At 47.2% G+C, this 19,146-nt stretch carries 17 protein-coding genes and 1 riboswitch; of the genes, 14 read left to right on the top strand and 3 right to left on the bottom strand.

What is annotated here, in order from left to right; genetic code table 11:
• Positions 1-61 precede the first annotated feature (61 nt).
• The 5 genes from T504_RS0104255 (at position 62) to T504_RS0104235 (ending at position 5,108) form a co-directional block, all read left to right on the top strand.
• The gene (locus tag T504_RS0104255; protein ID WP_033169820.1) at positions 62-1,123 is read left to right on the top strand and encodes an EpsG family protein; all 1,062 of its coding nucleotides are present in this window, start codon (positions 62-64) and stop codon (positions 1,121-1,123) included.
• A 7-nt stretch (positions 1,124-1,130) separates the two neighbouring features.
• Positions 1,131-2,600 (top strand): flippase, encoded by a 1,470-nt coding sequence (locus T504_RS0104250; RefSeq protein WP_051635197.1) that lies wholly within the window; start codon positions 1,131-1,133, stop codon positions 2,598-2,600.
• A 79-nt stretch (positions 2,601-2,679) separates the two neighbouring features.
• Positions 2,680-3,846: a nucleotide sugar dehydrogenase gene (locus tag T504_RS0104245; RefSeq protein ID WP_033169838.1), complete on the top strand. Its 1,167-nt coding sequence runs from the start codon at positions 2,680-2,682 to the stop codon at positions 3,844-3,846.
• Positions 3,847-3,892: 46 nt separating this feature from the next.
• Entirely contained in the window at positions 3,893-4,912 is a 1,020-nt protein-coding gene (locus T504_RS0104240; protein WP_369793610.1) for an NAD-dependent epimerase, read from the top strand.
• 4 nt (positions 4,913-4,916) lie between these two features.
• Positions 4,917-5,108, top strand: coding sequence for a type II toxin-antitoxin system HicB family antitoxin (locus T504_RS0104235; protein WP_033169818.1), 192 nt, complete (start codon positions 4,917-4,919; stop codon positions 5,106-5,108).
• 58 nt (positions 5,109-5,166) lie between these two features.
• Here T504_RS0104235 and T504_RS0104230 read toward each other — a convergent pair whose 3' ends face one another.
• Positions 5,167-6,165: an Rpn family recombination-promoting nuclease/putative transposase gene (locus tag T504_RS0104230; RefSeq protein ID WP_051635196.1), complete on the bottom strand. Its 999-nt coding sequence runs from the start codon at positions 6,163-6,165 to the stop codon at positions 5,167-5,169.
• A gap of 533 nt (positions 6,166-6,698) precedes the next feature.
• Positions 6,699-7,535 carry an Rpn family recombination-promoting nuclease/putative transposase gene (locus tag T504_RS0104225; protein WP_033169817.1) on the bottom strand — a complete coding sequence of 279 codons (837 nt, stop codon included), beginning with the start codon at positions 7,533-7,535 and terminating at the stop codon, positions 6,699-6,701.
• 291 nt (positions 7,536-7,826) lie between these two features.
• On the opposite strand from T504_RS0104225, the gene T504_RS0104220 reads away from it, so the two are divergent.
• The 3 genes from T504_RS0104220 (at position 7,827) to rbr (ending at position 10,825) form a co-directional block, all read left to right on the top strand.
• The gene (locus T504_RS0104220; RefSeq protein WP_033169816.1) at positions 7,827-9,740 is read left to right on the top strand and encodes a fructose-bisphosphatase class III; all 1,914 of its coding nucleotides are present in this window, start codon (positions 7,827-7,829) and stop codon (positions 9,738-9,740) included.
• Positions 9,741-9,887: 147 nt separating this feature from the next.
• On the top strand, positions 9,888-10,268 hold the full coding sequence (locus T504_RS0104215; RefSeq protein ID WP_033169815.1) for a desulfoferrodoxin family protein: 381 nt from the start codon (positions 9,888-9,890) through the stop codon (positions 10,266-10,268).
• A 20-nt stretch (positions 10,269-10,288) separates the two neighbouring features.
• Positions 10,289-10,825, top strand: a complete 537-nt coding sequence (gene rbr / locus T504_RS0104210; RefSeq protein WP_033169814.1) for a rubrerythrin — start codon at positions 10,289-10,291, stop codon at positions 10,823-10,825.
• 52 nt (positions 10,826-10,877) lie between these two features.
• On the opposite strand, the gene T504_RS0104205 is transcribed toward rbr, so the two are convergent.
• The gene (locus T504_RS0104205; RefSeq protein WP_033169813.1) at positions 10,878-11,798 is read right to left on the bottom strand and encodes a LysR family transcriptional regulator; all 921 of its coding nucleotides are present in this window, start codon (positions 11,796-11,798) and stop codon (positions 10,878-10,880) included.
• A 159-nt stretch (positions 11,799-11,957) separates the two neighbouring features.
• Here T504_RS0104205 and T504_RS0104200 point away from each other — a divergent pair, with 159 nt between their 5' ends.
• From T504_RS0104200 to ribE, 6 genes are all read left to right on the top strand, one after another.
• Positions 11,958-13,073, top strand: coding sequence for a 5-methyltetrahydropteroyltriglutamate--homocysteine S-methyltransferase (locus tag T504_RS0104200; protein ID WP_033169812.1), 1,116 nt, complete (start codon positions 11,958-11,960; stop codon positions 13,071-13,073).
• A gap of 366 nt (positions 13,074-13,439) precedes the next feature.
• Positions 13,440-15,410, top strand: a complete 1,971-nt coding sequence (locus tag T504_RS0104195) for a methyl-accepting chemotaxis protein (RefSeq protein WP_033169811.1) — start codon at positions 13,440-13,442, stop codon at positions 15,408-15,410.
• Between the two features lie 55 nt (positions 15,411-15,465).
• Positions 15,466-15,582, top strand: a riboswitch (FMN riboswitch).
• 101 nt (positions 15,583-15,683) lie between these two features.
• Positions 15,684-16,778 (top strand): bifunctional diaminohydroxyphosphoribosylaminopyrimidine deaminase/5-amino-6-(5-phosphoribosylamino)uracil reductase RibD, encoded by a 1,095-nt coding sequence (ribD, locus tag T504_RS0104190; protein WP_369793611.1) that lies wholly within the window; start codon positions 15,684-15,686, stop codon positions 16,776-16,778.
• Positions 16,779-16,782: 4 nt separating this feature from the next.
• Entirely contained in the window at positions 16,783-17,418 is a 636-nt protein-coding gene (locus tag T504_RS0104185) for a riboflavin synthase (protein ID WP_033169809.1), read from the top strand.
• A 16-nt stretch (positions 17,419-17,434) separates the two neighbouring features.
• The gene (locus T504_RS0104180) at positions 17,435-18,646 is read left to right on the top strand and encodes a bifunctional 3,4-dihydroxy-2-butanone-4-phosphate synthase/GTP cyclohydrolase II (RefSeq protein ID WP_033169808.1); all 1,212 of its coding nucleotides are present in this window, start codon (positions 17,435-17,437) and stop codon (positions 18,644-18,646) included.
• A gap of 24 nt (positions 18,647-18,670) precedes the next feature.
• The gene (ribE, locus tag T504_RS0104175; protein ID WP_033169807.1) at positions 18,671-19,138 is read left to right on the top strand and encodes a 6,7-dimethyl-8-ribityllumazine synthase; all 468 of its coding nucleotides are present in this window, start codon (positions 18,671-18,673) and stop codon (positions 19,136-19,138) included.
• Positions 19,139-19,146: the final 8 nt, after the last annotated feature.

Below are 19,146 nucleotides of genomic sequence, written 5' to 3'. Positions count from 1 at the left end.
GTGTTTGTTGTTTGTTAATGTAGTATTATAACAACTTTATCCAAGAAAAGGAAATAGATTGATGTTGATATTATATTTTCTGATAGTTATTGCTGGATTTCTGTTGCCAAAATCAAAAACGATTGTTTCGGCACAGATGATTATATGTAGTATCATTTTTATATTTAATACAGATAATCCTGATTATTTGGGGTATGTTGGGACTTACGAGAGCGTTAAATACGGTGGAGAGTTTAATCAGTATTTTCAGTTATATGCACCATTATATAAATTTCTGGTTTTTACTTGTGAATACTTGGATATGAGCTTTAATATGTTTCGTGCAGTGGTTTTTTTTAGCTGCATGTTATTAATGATTTCAACAGTGAAAAAAATTACCAATAATGTTGGTTTCGTTATGTCTATGTATATGATTTTTCCATTTGTAATGGATTGTATTCAAATCAGGAATTTTATTGGTGCAGCAGTATCAGTTTATGGATTTAGATTTTTAATAGATGCTGAAAATTCACAGAATAAAAATGCTGTTAAATTTGCTGTTACTATTGTTGTTGCAAGCTTATTTCATTACACAATGATAGCATATTTGATATATTTAATGAAGTTTTTGAAAGGGAAAATGTTTTCTTTAGCATATATTGTAGGGATGATTGGTGCTTGCTTATTGGCATTTGTCCTTCAGTACTATATAAAAATAGTTGAGTTATCATATTTAGAAACAACGGTTAGTGTTGAAACGTTTATGTTTATGTCCGGCTTAACAATTTTGGTCATCTATATTATATATAAATATAGGGAAAGGTTGGATGCTTTGAATATAAGTGAGGATGGGGAAACGGGAATATACAGTATACTGAAAATTTCGTTTATATTTATTCCGATGCTAATTTTTCACTTTGATTTGTACAGATATATACGTAATGTTTTGATTGTTTTTTCTTGTTATGCAGGCGATTACTTTGAGAAAATAAGAACTCCTAAAGGAGCTATTCTTTTGTCAAAGGTAATATTGTTTAGCGTGTTTATATTATGTTATGGATTACTATTGTGGAGGAGTGCATATTATTCTTATGACATTTCTTTGCTTGACAAATTATTGAATAGTATAGAATTCGTTTGGTGAAAATAGTATGAAATCTTTAAAGATAAATGCCACACTCAATGTGATTCAAAATATATGTAAAATTATCTTTCCGTTAGTAACTATACCTTATGTGTGTCGAGTTTTGGAAGCTTCTAATTTCGGGAAGGTATCATTCGGAAATTCGGTTGTTAGATATTTTATTTTGTTAGCTGCATTAGGGATTCCTGCTTATGCTCAGCGTGAAGCTTCTGCTTTTAGAGATGATAAAAATCGTATATCTCGGTTCTCAAATCAAGTTTTTTCGATTAGTGTATATTCAACTATTGCATCGTATACTTTCTTGTTTATAGCCTTGTTCTCGTCCTCAAAACTTAGTGATTATGCAATACTTATAATATTGCAAAGTGCGACAATCATACTTATTACACTAGGTGCTGATTGGATTAATGTTGTGTATGAAGACTATTTTTATCTGACGGTGCGTTATATAATATTTCAACTTATATCTATAATTTTGTTGTTTATGTTTGTTAATACAGCAAACGATTATTATATATATGCAATAATAAATATAATTGCTACAGCGGGGGGGGATGTCTTAAATATATTCTATATTCGAAAATATGTAAATCTTAAGTTAGTACCATTTAACGAAACGATTGAGCATTTTAAACCTATAATGATTTTGTTTTGCGTTTCTATGACTACCGTTATTTATATTAATTCGGATATTACAATTTTAGGATTTTACTTGTCAGATGATGATGTGGGTGTTTATACAATAGCTTCGAATATATACTCTGTGGTTAAGCAGGTGATCAGTGCAGTGATTGTAGTTAGCTTGCCACGATTGGCTTATTATTTGGGACATGATGATAATGAAGCGTATATGAAGCTAGCATTAAAGGTCTTAAATACATTAATTATTATATCGGTTCCATTGATCTGTTGGTTGATAATATTTAGTTCGGATATATTGCAGCTTTTAGGTGGATATGAATATATAAGAGGACAGCAATCATTAATAATTCTTTCTGTGGGGCTCCTTTTTGCCGTATTAGCTGGTTTTTATGCCAATGGATATCTTCTTTTGCATAAAAAAGATAAAATATTTCTTATGGCGACTACAATAAGTGCAGCTTTGAATATTGGATTAAATCTTTTTTTGATACCTTTTATAGGTATTGTTGGAGCAGCTATAACAACTTTGATTGCTGAGTTTGTTATGACTTTTATTTCATTTAGAGAAGCAATGAAAAAATATCGATTGGTTGTTGGGAGAAGTGAGCTTTTTTCTGCTATTATCGGAGGGGGGATTTTTCTCTTAATGTCTATTGCTGTTAAGAGTGTTAATGTTGATTCAATGCTTAATATGTTTGTATCCTTATTTATAGCTTTGCCTTTGTATTTTTGGTTTTTGAAATGCATGAACAATCCTTTTGCTAATAGCTTATGGATTATGCTTGTAAGTGTATGGAAGAAGGGTATAGGTGTTGTTAGAATTTTGTATAGGTGATTTTATAATTTGATATTATAGTGGCCATAATAATGAAATACAATAATAGTTAATATATGGAGAAGGGGAGTAGTGTGTGTTGAAAATCGCTATCGCAGGTACAGGTTATGTTGGCTTGTCTAATGGTATTTTGCTTGCACAATATAATGAGGTTGTGGCGTTGGATATTGTGCCGGAAAAGGTGGACATGTTGAATCAGAGGCAGTCACCGATTGTGGATGGGGATGTTTCAGAATTCCTTGCGCATAAGGAGCTGAACTTTCGGGCCACTTTGGACGCTCGAGAAGCGATTGAGGGGGCGGAGTTTGTTATTATTTCTACGCCGACTAACTATGACCCGGATAAGAACTTCTTTGATACCTCCTCGGTAGAGTCAGTAATTGAGGAAGTGTTGGATATTAATCCGCAGGCCGTAATGGTGATAAAGTCTACTGTTCCTGTGGGTTACACGGAGCAGATGAAAAAGCAATATAAGACCGATAATATTATTTTCTCACCAGAGTTTCTGCGGGAAGGAAAGGCGCTGCACGACAATCTCTATCCATCCCGAATTATCGTCGGAGAACAATCGGAACGCGCAAAGGTATTTGCAAGATTGTTGGCAGAAGGTGCGGTGAAGGAGAAGATTCCCACGCTGTTCACAGGTTCCACAGAAGCAGAGGCAATTAAGCTCTTTGCGAATACGTGCCTGGCTTTACGGGTGGCGTACTTCAATGAACTCGATTCCTATGCAGAGGCCCGTGGTCTCGATACGGCAGAGATTATCCGTGGTGTCAGCCTTGATCCTCGCATTGGTGATTTTTACAATAATCCATCTTTTGGCTATGGTGGTTATTGTTTGCCGAAAGATACAAAGCAGCTATTAGCTAACTATCGGGATGTTCCCCAAAATCTCATTGGGGCAGTGGTAGAAGCAAATCGTACTCGTAAGGATTTTATTGCCGATTCGATTATTGCAAAGAAGCCGAAGGTAGTAGGGATTTATCGTCTGACTATGAAGACGGCATCGGATAATTTCCGAGCCAGTGCTATTCAGGGCATCATGAAACGTATCAAGGCCAAGGGAATTCCCTGCATTGTTTATGAGCCGACACTCAAGGAAGATAACTTCTTCCGGTCTGAAGTTGTCAATGATTTGGAAGACTTTAAGAACCGAAGTGATGTGATTGTGGCCAACCGTTGGAATGATGCCTTGGAAGATGTACGGGAAAAGGTGTTTACCCGGGATATTTTTAGCCGGGATTGATTTAGCCTTCCCCACTGGGGAAGGTGGTGCGTAGCGCTCGGATGAGGTGAATAAATTGGCAAAATACAAAGAGTTTGATAATAGCAAGAAAGTATTGGTGACTGGCGGAGTTGGTTTTATCGGTTTCCACTTGTCAAAACGATTGCTGGAGCTTGGTGCAGAAGTAGTGGGGTTTGATAATTGTAACGATTACTATGATGTTTCGTTGAAGGAAAGTCGACTGGAGATTTTGCAGCAGTATCCGCTGTATGAGTTTATTAAAGGCGATTTGGCGGATGAGTCAAATGTTCAGGCATTATTTGACAAGTCAAAGCCGGATATTGTGGTGAATCTAGGGGAACAGGCTGGTGTGCGGTATAGCATTGACCATCCGCGCAGCTATATTGATTCCAATGTGATTGGGTTCTTCAATATATTGGAAGCTTGTCGCCACAATCCGGTGGAGCATCTGTTGTTTGCATCTAGTTCCTCGGTGTACGGTAATCAGGAGAAGACGCCTTTTAGCACCACAGATAATGTGGATCATCCCATCAGCCTCTATGCGGCAACGAAAAAATCCAATGAGTTGATGGCCTACACATACAGTCATCTATATAACATTCCGGCAACGGGATTGCGGTTCTTTACGGTGTACGGGCCGTATGGACGCCCCGATATGGCCTATTTTAAATTTGCTAATCTGATTCGCGAGGGTAAACCCATCAAGATTTACAACAATGGCGATATGCTGCGGGATTTCACCTATGTGGATGATATTGTCGCGGGCATTGAGCATATGCTATGTAATCCGCCGAAAGCTAATAAGGATGGCGATCAGTATAAAATTTACAATATTGGCAACAACAGTCCAGTGAAGTTGATGGATTTTATTGAGATGTTGGAAAAAGCCTTGGGAAAAACGGCGGCGAAGGAATATCTTCCTATGCAGCCTGGTGATGTGTATCAGACTTATGCCGATGTCAGTGAATTGGAGCGAGATTTTGATTTTAGGCCTAAGACGACAATCGCGGAAGGGCTAGGAAAATTTGCTCGGTGGTATTGTGATTTTTTCAGTGTAATAGGGTGATTATATGTTTGTGGTAAAAAAGAATTCTGAGATGACCAATAAGACGTTTCGTTTGCCGGTGGATTTGGTAGAGCGTCTCACGGAGGTGGCGAAGTCTCAGAACGTGTCGGTCAATAATCTGGTGCAGCAGTGCTGTGAATATGCACTTGGCGAGATGGCTGGTGAAGAGCGTTCTGCTAGTGGACGAAAAAAATAATGAAAAAGGGAACCACGTTGTGAGCAGTGGTTCCCTTTTTTCATTATGGGGCGGATTTTTATAGTTTTTTGGCGAGGTCGGCTATTTGCTCGGCAGATAGACTGGTGTACTTCATGATTTTGTTGATGTCCATGTTATCACGTAACATGTCAATAGCAATGGTCTCTTGGGCGGTTCGTTCTCCTTCAGCTAAGCCCTGCTGGATACCCTGCTGGATACCCTGCTGGAGACCTTGTTGGATTCCTTGTTGGATACCCTCTTGAATGCCCTGTTTTAATCCCTGTTTGATACCTTCTTCGTGGCCTTGTTTAAAGCCTTCGGCAAGATTTGCTTTGAGGTCGCTATTATAATCCCAGATGGCAGATTCGCGGGCAATATATTCTCGGTAGGCATCATCATCCATGATATAGCGGTCAGATGCTTGCATGGCATCTTTGATAGCGGTATTCTTCATTGCAAGTTCCTCCTTTTGGTTTTCATCGAGTTTATTGGCGAAAAAAGCCAGCCATTTTTCGATGCGATCCATAGATTGGATGGGTTTGTCCTTGTATTTTGGTATTTCGAGAAAGTGAATTTCAAGATCGCTGGTTAGGCGATGATGTGTCTCTGGATTGTATAGAATGTAGGCGGCATGTGGATTATCCTGAGGTAGAAAACTGTAGCGCAGGATGTTGATGGAGATGGCAGGTTTCAATGTGCCGTAATCGTCACCGGTGTGGAGAGAGTCAAAGTGTAGATACATATGTGACCAATAGAAAAGCGTACGTTTTTCCATATTGCGACGATTGACAACCTGCATTTCGATATCGATACGGCTGCCGTCGTTTAGAATGCCGAAGATATCAAGTCGGCCAAGTTTTTCGGTCTGTTTGTCGGGAGAGAGCTCCGTATTGTGGAATTGCAGATCGACAAATGCGTCATTACCGTCACGACCGAGAATATCATTTATGAGTTGCAAGGTGATATTTTTGCGCTCTTCTCGCCCAAAGACAAATTTGAACAGTAAATCGTTGGTGGGGTCATAGGAACGCACGGTAGGTACATGACTCTGCTTCATGGGTATCCTTCCTTTCTTATATTATAAAGAATGATGAATATCTCTGCAAGATACAGAGATATAGCAACTTTAAAACATATATTCTCCACACATATATTCTATCATAGTGAGAACATAAATTCTATATTATGTGCATGTATACATGCTTAAATGGCTGAGTGATGAGGAGGTCGGTCAAGGGGATTCGGTGTGTTGGTAGTGGGAGTTCCGATTGTAGCCGCATCATCCTTTTCCCACAGAATAGCGGGATTATTACCGCGGAATATTGCCGCAAGCAGAGCTTTTGTAGTAGCCGGTAATCTATGCAGACGAAACGCCAGTTTAGGTGCTGAATGAAAAGGACAAATCCTGAATTACTGGGAAATTTTCCCCCTTGGAGTGAAGAAGTTCAGTAGAATTGCAAATAAAAAGAGCTTGACCATCTATACCGTGGTCAGGCTCTTTCCATTATTGATAACTTCGGATGATTTAGCGCTTACGTGTATTCGTGCTTTAGGGTGTTGAGAGTATTTGACGAATTCCGCTTCTATGGATTATTTGGAATGCAGAGAAAGTTCTTCGACTTCTTCACGCGAGAGATTGACGAGTTCGATGATTTCCTCAATGGATTTGTTCTTTGCTAACATTCGTTTAGCGGTACGAAGATCAGCATTTCGTTCTCCTTCGGCGCGACCCTCGGCGCGGCCCTCGGCGCGGCCATCATCATGGGCTTCACGCATTTTCATTTCGTAGGTCATATAACTCACCCTTTCCTCGTGGTTGGTTTTTGTTTCAGTGATGCAGGCATCGATTTCTTTTGTGAAATCATTAGCTGCAGGTAGTCCATTCATATAGTCAAGGAATGCACGTACATCTGGAGAGATGTCGTTGGCAGTACCTTTACTGCTGAGAAATATCTTGGTGGCACCGTCGTTCAGTTCAAGGTTTTTATCTTCGATGCAGATATTGCGGAATGTATAGATGTGACGGTTCCGGTCGAAGAGTTCAAAGGGACAAAGAAAGATGATAATGGAGGAGCGAAGCTCCTTGTACAAAGCCCCCCTGGCTAAGGAATCAACATCAATCATGGACTGGTAGTATCTGGTACGCTGGGCAAGTTCTTGGTCGCCGTAATCGCGTACTTGCATCTCGATATCATAAATCGTTTCATCACCCTCAACGTAAACATCGAGACGTATGCCTTTGCTGTCGTATTTCAGCTTTAACGATTTTTCTTCTTCTAGATAGTTGATGTCTCGGATTTTGATGTTGAGAATTTTTTCGATGAGCCGTTTGCAGAATCGCTTGTGGCGCATGACGAGTTTAAACATGTAGTCATCGATGATGGTAAGTTCTTCCCAAGGTTTAATCTCACGACGATAAGCAGACATGGCAGATACTCCTCTCTTATATTATAAAGAATGATGAATTTCTCTGCAATATGCAACGAAAGATTAACTAAACATATATTCTCCACACATATATTCTATCATAGTAGGAACATAAATTCTATATTATGTGCATGTATACATGCGTAAAAAAACTGTGTGGTGAGGCGGTCGGTCAAGGGATTCGGTGTGTTGGTAGTGGGATTTTCGATTGGTAAAGGCAGGAGTTTTTATCGAGGCAGGCGAATTAAGGGATAGATATTTTTGCCGAAAATGTATGAGGGGAGTTTTAGGATGCAGGAGATAGCGGAGAAAACCTTGAACAACGGAAAGGCCAACAAGCTGCTGCGGCTGCTGGCGGAGAAATATCCCAATAAGCAGGCCGTCTACGAGAAACTTGTGTATCTTCAGTCACGGTTGTCGCTTCCTAAGGGCAGCGAGCATTTTATGAGTGATTTACATGGCGAGTACGAATCGTTTTTTCATATTTTAAACAATTGCTCGGGGATTATTCATGAGAAAGTGGATTATGTTTTTGGCGATCGGCTTACGCCGGAGGAGAAGGCGGAGTTCTGTACGCTGATTTATTATCCGAAAGAAAAGCTGGAGCAGGTCACGGCGTTGCATCAAAATACACCGGCATGGTATCGGCGCAATTTGGCACAATTACTGGAACTGTCGCAGGTCATGAGTTATAAGTATCCGGCGTCTCGGGTAAATGGATTTATTCCGGACCGCTATGCTTCGGTAATCTTTGAATTGATGAATACCCATCCGGCGGTGGATAGCGCGCAGCGTGTCTATTATAATCGGTTGCTGAGCACCATTGTTCAGATTGACAGCGGGGCAGATTTTATCGAGGCCTTTACGGTGCTTATCAAGCGTTTGGCGGTGGATCGGCTGCACATTGTCGGGGATTTTTATGACCGTGGCAATCGGCCGGATGCGATCTTGAACCTGTTGATGGAATATCCGTCGGTTGATATCCAATGGGGCAATCATGATGTTCTGTGGATGGGGGCGGCGCTGGGCAGTGAAGTTTGTATTGCTGGCGTAGTACGCAATTCGCTTCGCTACAACAATACCGATGTGCTTGAGCGGGGGTATGGCATCAGCTTGCGCTCGCTGTCGACGTTTGCTTCGCGGCTCTATCCCGATGAAAATCCCATCAAGGCGGCGGAGCGGGCGATGACTATCATCATGTTCAAGCTCGAAGGCCAGCTCATCCGCCGCAATCCGGATTTTCAGATGGAGAGCCGGCTGCTTCTCGATAAGATTGATTTTCGGGTTTCGGCGGTTACGCTGGGGGATGGCAAACGGTATGAATTGGAAAATGCCTATTTCCCGACGATTGATGAGAATACTAGCGATCCGTATGTGCTCACGGAAAAAGAGCAGGAAGTAGTTGCTGATCTCAAATCGTATTTTGTGGAGAGCTTGATGCTCAAGCGGCATGTGGATTATCTGTATCAGAAGGGGAGTATTTATACCCGTTTTAATGGCAATCTGCTGTTTCATGGTTGTGTACCGATGAATGAAGATGGCAGTTTGCGGACCATTCGATATGGCGGTCAGGAATACAGGGGGCGTCAGTGGTTTGATTTTTGCGAGAAAATGGCGCGCGCTGCCTGGCTTCATGGGGATGAGACGGCGAAGGACTTTATGTATTTTCTGTGGTGTGGCCGTATATCGCCGGTGTCCGGACGGGAGTTTAAGACGTTTGAACGGGCGATGATTGCGGATGAAAGCACTTGGGTGGAACCGTCCGATCCGTATTACCGCTATATCGATAAGGCGTCAGTCTGTGAGAAAATCCTGGCGGAATTTCATTTGGAACCCAAACGCGGCCATATCATCAATGGACATGTCCCTGTAAAGGTACGCAAGGGAGAGACACCGGTGAAGGCTGGTGGCAAAGCAATTATCATCGATGGCGGTTTTTGTAAGGCGTATCACAAGAAAACGGGGATTTCTGGTTTTACGTTGATTTCGAATTCACGGGGCCTGAGGCTGCTGGAACATCAGAAGATACCCGATGTCCGGGAGGCGCTGCGGGAAAATCGGGACATCGAGTCGGTTTCGGAGACCGTGGAGCTACAGTCGTATCGGACTACCGTGGGGGATTCGGATGAAGGTCGGGCAATCAAAGAGGAAATCAGCGATCTCTATAAGCTGTTATTGGCTTATCAGAATGGTTTGCTGAAATAACCAATAGATATTTTTCGTGTTGGCAGGAAGTGGCCGAAAAGTGTCGAAGTATTACAAAGCGGGAAAAAGATTTTACGCAACTATATTGCGGACTCTTTACCCGTGGAAAGCCTTAATGTGTATTGTAGTTTGGCGGGAGGCGGTTTTATGGCAAAACGGTTCTTTATTTGCAAGCTGTGCGGCAATATTGTCGGTGTAGTGAAAGAAGGCGGTGGAAAGCTTTCGTGCTGCGGTCAGGCGATGACAGAGCTTACGGCAAATACCACCGATGCGGCGCAGGAAAAACATGTGCCGGTAATCACGGTAGCCGGAGATTCGGTAAAGGTGTCGGTGGGCAGTGTTACGCATCCGATGACGCCGGAACACTTCATTGAGTGGATTCATCTGGAAACGAAACAGGGAGCACAGATGGCACATCTTACTCCGGATGATGCGCCGGAGTTTGTGTTCAACCTGGCAGATGGAGATGAAGCAGTGGCAGCTTATGCCTATTGCAATCTGCATGGCCTGTGGAAAGCAGAAGTGTGACGAGTTAGGAGGATATTGCTATGAGTAAATACGCGGGAACTCAGACGGAGAAAAATCTGCAGGCGGCTTTTGCCGGAGAATCGCAGGCACGCAATAAATATACTTTTTTTGCTTCGGTGGCAAAGAAAGATGGTTCGGAGCAGATTGCCGAGTTGTTTTTGAAAACAGCTGCCAATGAGTCCTATCATGCGAAGATGTGGCTCCGGGAATTGGAAGGAATCGGCAATACGGAAGAAAATCTCGAAGATGCCGCTAATGGCGAAAACTATGAGTGGACGGATATGTACAAAGGTTTTGCGGAAACGGCGGAACAGGAAGGGTTCCCCGAGCTTGCCAAGAAATTCCGTATGGTTGGCGAGATTGAAAAGCATCATGAAGAACGCTATCGCAAGCTGCTGCAAAATGTCAAAAACGGCGAAGTGTTTAAGAAAGGGGAAGTAAAGGTATGGGAGTGCCGCAATTGCGGTCATATTGTGGTTGGCATGCAGGCGCCGAAGCTCTGTCCGGTATGCCAGCATCCCCAGACTTATTTTGAGATTCAGGGGGATAACTTCTGAAGCGTTTCGTGAAAAATGCGGACCGGGTCAATGTTTGGCCTGGTCCGCATTTTTATTGGCGGTTGGGATTGATTTTGGCGGTGAGATTCGTCAGGATGTCGAGGAATTCGCAGGTGAGGCGGGAGGGACGAGTGGATTTGGGGAGGATATAGCCGATTTCCATATAGTCATCGACAGCTAGCGGCCGGGCTACGATATTGGAACCGTTGAGCTCTTCGCTGATGCTGCCGCTGCAGATGGTGTAGCCGTTGAGGCCGATTACCATATTGAACAGGGTGGCGCGGTCGCAGACGATCAGTTCTTTGTCACAGTCTTCGGTGCTTAGGATTTCCTCGGAAAAGTAAAAGGAGTTATGACTGCCTTGTTCGTAGGAAAGCCGCGGAAATGGTTTTAGGTCGGCGAGGGTGACGCAGTCTTTTTGCGCAAGCGGACTGTTTTTGCCGACAAAGACATGTGGACTGGCGGTAAAGAGCGGCGTAAAGGTGAGCTGATTGTCTTTTAGTGTTTTGGTGATGATGGAACGATTGAATTTGTTGCGATACAGGATACCGGCCTCACTGCGCATGTGAGCGACATCGTCGATGATTTCATAGGTCTGGGTTTCCCGCATGTGGAATTCGTATTTGCTGCCTTGGAATTGGCGGATGAGTTCGACAAAGGCTTCGACGACGAAGGAATAATGCTGGGAGGAAATGCAAAAATGCTGACGGATTGGCGCTTTGCCGGTGTAGCGCTCGTGCATGAGGTCGGCTTGTTCTAACACCTGGCGGGCATAGCCTAATAGTTCATCCCCGGCAGGGGTCACTTCAATGCCTTTATTCGAACGAGAAAAGATGGTGATGCCGTATTCTTCTTCCAGGGAATGGATGGCAGCGGTGAGGCTGGGCTGGGCGATGAAGAGTTTTTTGGCGGCTTCGGTGATGTTTCCTGTCTCGGCGACAGTGACGGCGTAGCGGAGTTGTTTGAGTGTCATGATGATCTCCTGGTTAAAAGTTTTTGCTGTAATTATAACATAGACCATAGAAAATAACTATGGCATTCTGACAGTTTTTCGTATTGTACAGAATCTCAAGAATTCCTTAAGATAGGGATATGCGAGTTAAGAATATGAACGAAAGAAAGGAAGATTGTTATGAATAAAATACAGACGCCATGCCGCTACGATTTTGTGGGGAGCTTTTTGCGTCCGGAAAAATTAAAACAGGCGCGGGCACAGTTCAAAGCGGGAAAAATCAGTCAGCAGGAGCTTGATGCGGTGACGGATGAAGCGGTGGCACAGGTGGTGACAAAACAGAAGGCGGCAGGCTTTTCGGTGATTACCGATGGGGAGTTCCGCCGGTCATACTGGCATTTGGATTTCATGTGGGGCTTTGAAGGGGTGGCGCATAAAGCTGGTGGCGGAGTCCAATTCAACGGAGAGGTTGCAGAGCTCGAAGATACCTGGCTCGTGGGCAAGGTGCGCGCGAAACAGCATCCTTTTGTGGAGTATTTCAAGTTTCTCAAATCGTTTGAGGATGAGCAGACGGTGGCAAAATATACGATTCCGGCACCGGCGCAGATGTTTCAGCAGTTTATCATTCCGCAGAATATCGAATCGACGCGCAAAATTTATCCGGATAACGAGTCGCTTATCCAGGATATTGGGGAGGCCTATCAGCAGGTCATCCGTCAGTTCTACGAGGCGGGGTGCCGTAATCTGCAGTTTGATGACTGTACCTGGGGAGCTGTGGTGGGCGATGCTGCCCAGCAGCGTTATCAGGCGCTGGGGCTGGATTTAGAGGATGTCAAAGCGCAGCTCTTGGCGGTGAACAATCTGGCGTTAGCAGCGAAACCGTCGGATATGGTTATCAATTCGCATATTTGCCGCGGAAATTATCATTCGACCTTCTTTACCAGCGGCCCGTATGATTCGGTAGCGGATTACGTTTTTGCCGAGGAAAAGGTCGATGCGCTCTATCTGGAGTATGACGATGAGCGGTCTGGCGGCTTTGCACCGCTGGCTAAGGTATCGCCGGATAAAAAAGTGGTACTCGGACTTATCACGACGAAAAAGCCCGAGCTTGAAGATAAGGAAGCCGTTATCGCCAGAATCCATGAGGCAGCGAAATATATCCCCTTGGAGCGGCTGTGCCTAAGTCCTCAGTGTGGATTTGCCTCCTGTGAAATCGGCAATAAACTGACGGAAGCGCAGCAGTGGGCAAAGCTGGCACTGGTTAAAGAGATTGCGCAGGAGGTGTGGGGCGAATAACCCTTGACAAATACATTTGTCTAAAGCATGTATACGATATTCCTAGTAAAGGTTTTCTTGTTTTTATTTTTGCAGTATGATATAATCTTATCTTAATAAAACATCTGTGGGATTTATGGCGGTTTTGTTACGATGTAAATGAAACGTGATGCCTCATGCTGCTGATGGACAATTTCTTACGATGCGGATAATTTGCCTTAAGCATAGGAGCATTTAAATCCGGGTTGCGATCGCGCAACTCGGATTTTGTTGTAAAGGGATCATTTACTTTTATCAAGCAACTAAATGACAGCATTAGTTACAGCAGGTAGAAACGGTCCAAGGAGACTGTTTTTATAAATACTATTACAAAAAGGAGCAAGAGAAATGGGAATTAGACAAAAGTTTTTCGTGTTGGCTGGTATCGTAGGTGCGCTGATGGCGATAGTGTCCATCTCCGGGTATTTTTTGGCAAGCGCGGATTTGGAGCAGAGCGTCGATAACGAACTGCGGGCGGTAGTGGCCAAAGAGGTGTCCGATATGGATGGCTGGCTCATGGCGAAGCAGTCGTCAACGGCGCATACGGCCAATATCATGACGGCCTATAATGGGGACAAGGCCAGCATGCAGACGAATGCCGCGCTGCAGTCGGCATCGTCGGAGGCCGATGTCATGGGGGTCACGCTCGGCATGGAGGATAAGTATTTCGCTTCCTCGACGGGCGGCAATCTGACCGGTCAAAAAGACCCGACGCAACGTCCGTGGTATCAGCAGGCCAAGAAGGACGACAAGGTGGAATTCACCGATGCGTATGTCGATGCCATCACGAATAAGCTCATCATCTCGGCCATTGCGCCGGTTAAGGCCAACGGGCAGTTTATCGGTGCGGTCTGCAACGATATTTCGCTTGATGCACTCGATGAGCAGGTAAAGAATATCGAGTACCATGGCGAAGGCCAGGGCATCATCTTAGAGAAGACGGGCAACATCCTCGCGACGGCCGGCCTTGGCAAACCTATGCAGAATTTTGCTGAGGTCGATGGCTTTGGAGAGCACTTCAAGGAAATGCAGGGGAAGGAATCCGGTTACTTTACGACGAGCAGTGATGGTAATGATATCGTGTTTGCCTATGCGAAGGTGCCTTCGACGGAATGGCTGATCGGCATTGCGGTGCCGGAGGATTTTGTATTTGCAGCGCTCAAGCATATGCGTTGGGTATTTGGTCTTTTGACGCTCGTTGGTTTTGCGCTGATGATGTTTGTCTGCCAGTATTTTGCCCAGAAAATCACGCGTCCGATTTTGGGACTCAACGAGCATGCGGTTCAGCTGGCTGATGGCAATCTGCGCATGGCCGACCTGCCGGTGGAAAGTACCGATGAAATCGGTCAGCTCACGCAGGCCTTTAACACCATGAACAAGAATATCCGCAATCTCATCCAGAAGATGAGCTCGGCCGCGGAGCAGGTGGCAGCCTCCTCGGAGGAGCTCACGGCCAGTGCACAGCAGTCGGCTGAGGCTGCTAATAGTGTAGCGGTATCGGTAGGCGATGTGGCCCAGGGCGTCAGCGATCAGGCCGTCAGCGTGGATAATGCCAAAAATGTCGTCGAGGAAGTCGTCGGCCATATCGACGATGTGGCCAAGGGCATGGAGCATGTCAATGCGCGTACCAATGAGACGAATGAGACGGCTGCGGCGGGCAGCCAGCTCATGCAGGATGCCATGGACAAGATGGTCCAGATTGAAAAGGCTTCGCAGGAATCGGCAGCTATTGTCGCCCAGCTCGGCAAGAACAGCGAGCAGATTGGCAAGATTGTCGAAACGATTTCAGCGATTGCCGAGCAGACGAATCTCTTGGCGCTCAATGCGGCCATCGAGGCGGCGCGGGCCGGCGAGCAGGGCCGCGGCTTTACCGTGGTAGCTGAGGAAGTTCGCAAACTGGCGGCCGAATCTCAGGAGGCGGCCGAAGATATCAAGCGCCATATCACGACGATTCAGAGCGACACGAACCAGGCCGTTGGCTCGATGGAGTCGAGCACGGAGCAGATCAAGCTCGGTACCGATGCGATTCGCGAGGTCGGCGAACAGTTTGGCCACATTATCGCGAAAGTCCATGACATCAAAGATGAGGTTGAGGCCATGAACCTGCGCGTGCATAAGGTTTCCAACGGCGCCAGCTCGATTGTCGGTACGATGGAGGAAATCGACGCGGTCAGCAGCAAGACGGCTGCCCATACGCAGACGATTTCGGCCGCAACGGAAGAACAGTCGGCCTCGACGGAGGAGATTGCCTCGGCTTCGCAGTCGCTGGCCAATATGGCGACGGAGCTGCAGGATGCGACGGCGAAGTTCAAATTCTAAGGCCGAGATATTCTATTGATAGAAAGGATAAAGGCGTGCTATAATAGGACATGAGATTTGTCTTTGAGGCGGGGAGCATTTCCCCACCGGCGGTATAGCCCGCGAGCCCTTGGGAGCATGATCCGGTGAGATTCCGGAGCCGACCGTATAGTCGGGACGAGAAAAGGCATGTTGTTTTTGCATGCAGTCTAAGCCAGCGAGAAGAGGAATCTTTTCGCTGGCTTTTTAAGTCTCAATCACAAACCTAAGATGAAGGAATCTGAGGTGATACGATTGCAGGATGAAGATTTTATGCGCGTGGCGCTGCAGATGGCCCGCAATGCGGAGGGGCGCACCTCGCCGAATCCGCTGGTCGGGGCCGTGATTGTCCGCGATGGCCGCATCGTAGCGGCCGGCTGGCATCGCAAGGCTGGTACGCCCCATGCAGAGGTTCATGCGCTGAACATGGCTGGCGATTTGGCCCAGGGCGCAACGCTCTATGTGACGCTGGAGCCTTGTGCCCACTATGGCCGCACAGGCCCTTGTGCCAAGGCCGTGGCCGAGGCGGGCATCGCCCGCGTCGTCATCGCGATGCGCGACCCCAACCCCCTGGTGGCTGGCAAGGGTATCAAGATTTTGGAAGATGCCGGCGTTGAAGTTACCTGTGGCGTGCTCGAAGCGGAGGCTATCGCGTTAAATGAGGTCTTCCTCAAATGGATTACGGCGAAGATGCCCTTTGTGGTGCTCAAGACCGCGATGACACTTGACGGCAAGATTGCAACGGCGGCTGGCGAGTCCCAGTGGATTACGAACGAGACTTCGCGGCGCCGCGTCCATGAGCTGCGTGATATCTACGATGGCATTCTCGCTGGCATCGGCACGGTGCTGAAGGACGATCCGAGCCTTACGACGCGGATTCCAGGCCGTACGGGCAAAAATGCCATCCGCATCATCGTCGACAGCAAGGCGCGCACGCCGCTTACGGCTAAGGTCGTGACCGACGGTGCGGCACCGACGATCGTGGCGGTGACGGAGCAGGCACCCAAAGAGCGCGTGCAGGCGCTGAAGGAAGCTGGCGTCGAAATCCTGGTGGCAGGCAGTGGCGAACACGTTGATTTGCAACTGCTTTTGGCAAAACTTGGCGAGCGGGAAATCTGCTCGGTATTTGTCGAGGGCGGCGGCCGCGTGAATTTCTCCCTGCTTGAGGCAGGTCTGGTAGACAAAGTCCAGGCGTTTATTGCGCCCAAACTTATCGGCGGGCGCGAGGCGCTCACGCCGGTGGAGGGCGAGGGCTTTGCCAAGCTTTCGGATGCGGTAGAGCTTACGCGCGTGACGACGGAGCCGCTGAATGGAGATATTTTGCTCACGGGCTATGTGGTAAGGAGATGAGACGTTGTTTACGGGAATCATTGAAGAGGTCGGCCATATCCGGCAGCTTGGCGGCGGTAAGCTTGCCATTGACTGCCAGAAGGTGGTCGGCGATGTTGCCTTAGGCGACAGCATCGCGGTAAATGGCGTCTGCCTTACGGTGACCTCGTTTGACAAGAACCATTTCACGGCGGATGTCATGCCCGAGACTGTGCGGCGTACGTCGCTCGCGGAGCTTAAAAAAGGCAGTCCTGTGAATCTGGAGCGAGCGCTTACGCTCGCCAGCCGTTTGGGCGGTCATATTGTCAGCGGCCATATCGATGGCACGGGGGAAATCGTTGCCTTCCAAGAGGAAGGCAACGCTATCCTGATGAAGATCGCGGCGGGGCCGGAACTTCTGCGCTATGTCGTGGAGAAGGGCTCCGTGGCCCTCGATGGCATCAGCTTGACGGTGGCAGCCGTGACGAATAAGGATTTTACGGTCAGCCTTATCCCGCATACCCGCGAGGTCACGAACCTTGGCAGTAAGAAGGCGGGCAGTACGATTAATATTGAAACCGATGTGCTCGGCAAATACGTGGAAAAGATGCTGGGCGGCAGCCAAGCACAGCCCAGCGCTGGCGGACTTTCGCGGGCGTTCTTGCTCGAGAACGGTTTTTGAATGAAGGAGAAAGATTATGGCAGATTTTGCAACAGTAGAGCAAGCCATTGAAGATATCAAGAATGGCAAAATGGTAGTGGTCGTCGACGATGAGGACCGCGAAAACGAAGGCGACCTCATCGTCGCCGCAGCGACGGTTACGCCCGAAGATGTCAACTTTATGGCTAAATATGCCAAGGGCCTCATCTGCACGCCGATTGACGGCAAGCGTCTCGATGAGCTCAATATCGGCCAGATGGTCGTCAACAACACCGACAACCATGAGACGGCGTTTACGGTTTCGATTGACGCTCATGAGACGGATACGGGCATCTCGGCCTATGAACGCTGCCTGACGATTCGCAAGCTCCTCGATCCGAAGGCGCGTCCGTCAGATTTCCGCCGTCCGGGCCATGTGTTCCCGCTGCGGGCGGTCGAGGGCGGCGTCCTGCGCCGTGCCGGCCATACGGAGACGACGACGGACTTGGCACGGCTGGCTGGTTTTTATCCCGCAGGCCTTTGCTGCGAAATCATGGACGACGATGGACACATGATGCGTACGCCGAAACTCATCGAGTTTGCCAAGGAGCATGGCTTGCATATGATTACGGTGCAGGCGCTCATCGAGTACCGCAAACGCACGGAGTCCTTTGTCGAGCAGGTCGCTGATGTTGACTTCCCGAGCAAGTTCGGTCATTTCCGCATCAAGTCCTACGAGAGCAAGCTCGATGGCAAATGTCATCTGGCCATCGTCAAGGGCGACGTCAAGGGCAAGAAAGACGTGCTCGTGCGCGTTCACTCCGAGTGCCTGACGGGCGATGCCTTGGGCTCGATGCGCTGCGATTGCGGCGATCAGCTCCATGCGGCGCTGGAGAAAATCGAAAAGGCTGGCGAGGGCGTCGTACTCTACATGCGCCAGGAAGGCCGCGGCATTGGCCTCGCGAACAAGATGCGGGCTTATGCGCTGCAGGATAAGGGCCGCGATACGGTCGAGGCCAATGTCGAGCTGGGTTTTGCGCCGGATCTTCGCGATTACGGCATTGGTGCGCAGATTTTGGCGGACCTGGGGCTTACCAGCATCCGGCTGATGACGAACAACCCGGCTAAGCGTGCCGGCCTTGAAGGCTATGGCCTCAAGATTACCGAGCGCGTGCCGCTGATGATTCATGCCAATAAATTCGACAAGAACTATCTGACGGTCAAAAAAGTGAAGATGGGGCATCTCTTGAACGAAGAGACGTTGAAGTAAGAGGAATACAGGAGGTAATAAATCATGGCAAATGTAATGGAAGGTTTTATTACGGGCAAAGGGCTCAAATTCGGCATCGTCGTAGCCCGTTTCAATGAGTTCATCACGAGCAAGCTGTTGAGCGGTGCGCTCGATACGCTGCATCGTCATGAGGCAAAGGATGACGATATTGACGTTGCTTGGGTTCCGGGCGCGTTTGAGATTCCGGTCGTCGCCAAGAAGATGGCTGAAAGTGGCAAATACGATGCCGTCATCTGTCTGGGCGCTGTTATCCGTGGTTCGACGACGCATTACGACTATGTCTGCAACGAGGTGTCCAAGGGAACGGCGCAGGTTGGCATGCAGACGGGCGTGCCGACGATTTTCGGCGTCGTGACGACGGAGAACATCGAGCAGGCTGTCGAGCGCGCTGGCACGAAGGCTGGCAACAAGGGCGTCGACAGCGCTATGGCAGCTATGGAAATGGCAAACCTGCTCAAGAAAATCGGTTAATCGCGTTT

Source organism: Selenomonas sp. ND2010 (assembly GCF_000702005.1).
GTDB lineage: Bacteria > Bacillota > Negativicutes > Selenomonadales > Selenomonadaceae > Selenomonas_A.
Note: the sequence above shows the minus strand (reverse complement) of the source record. Positions and strands in the feature narration are given on the sequence as shown.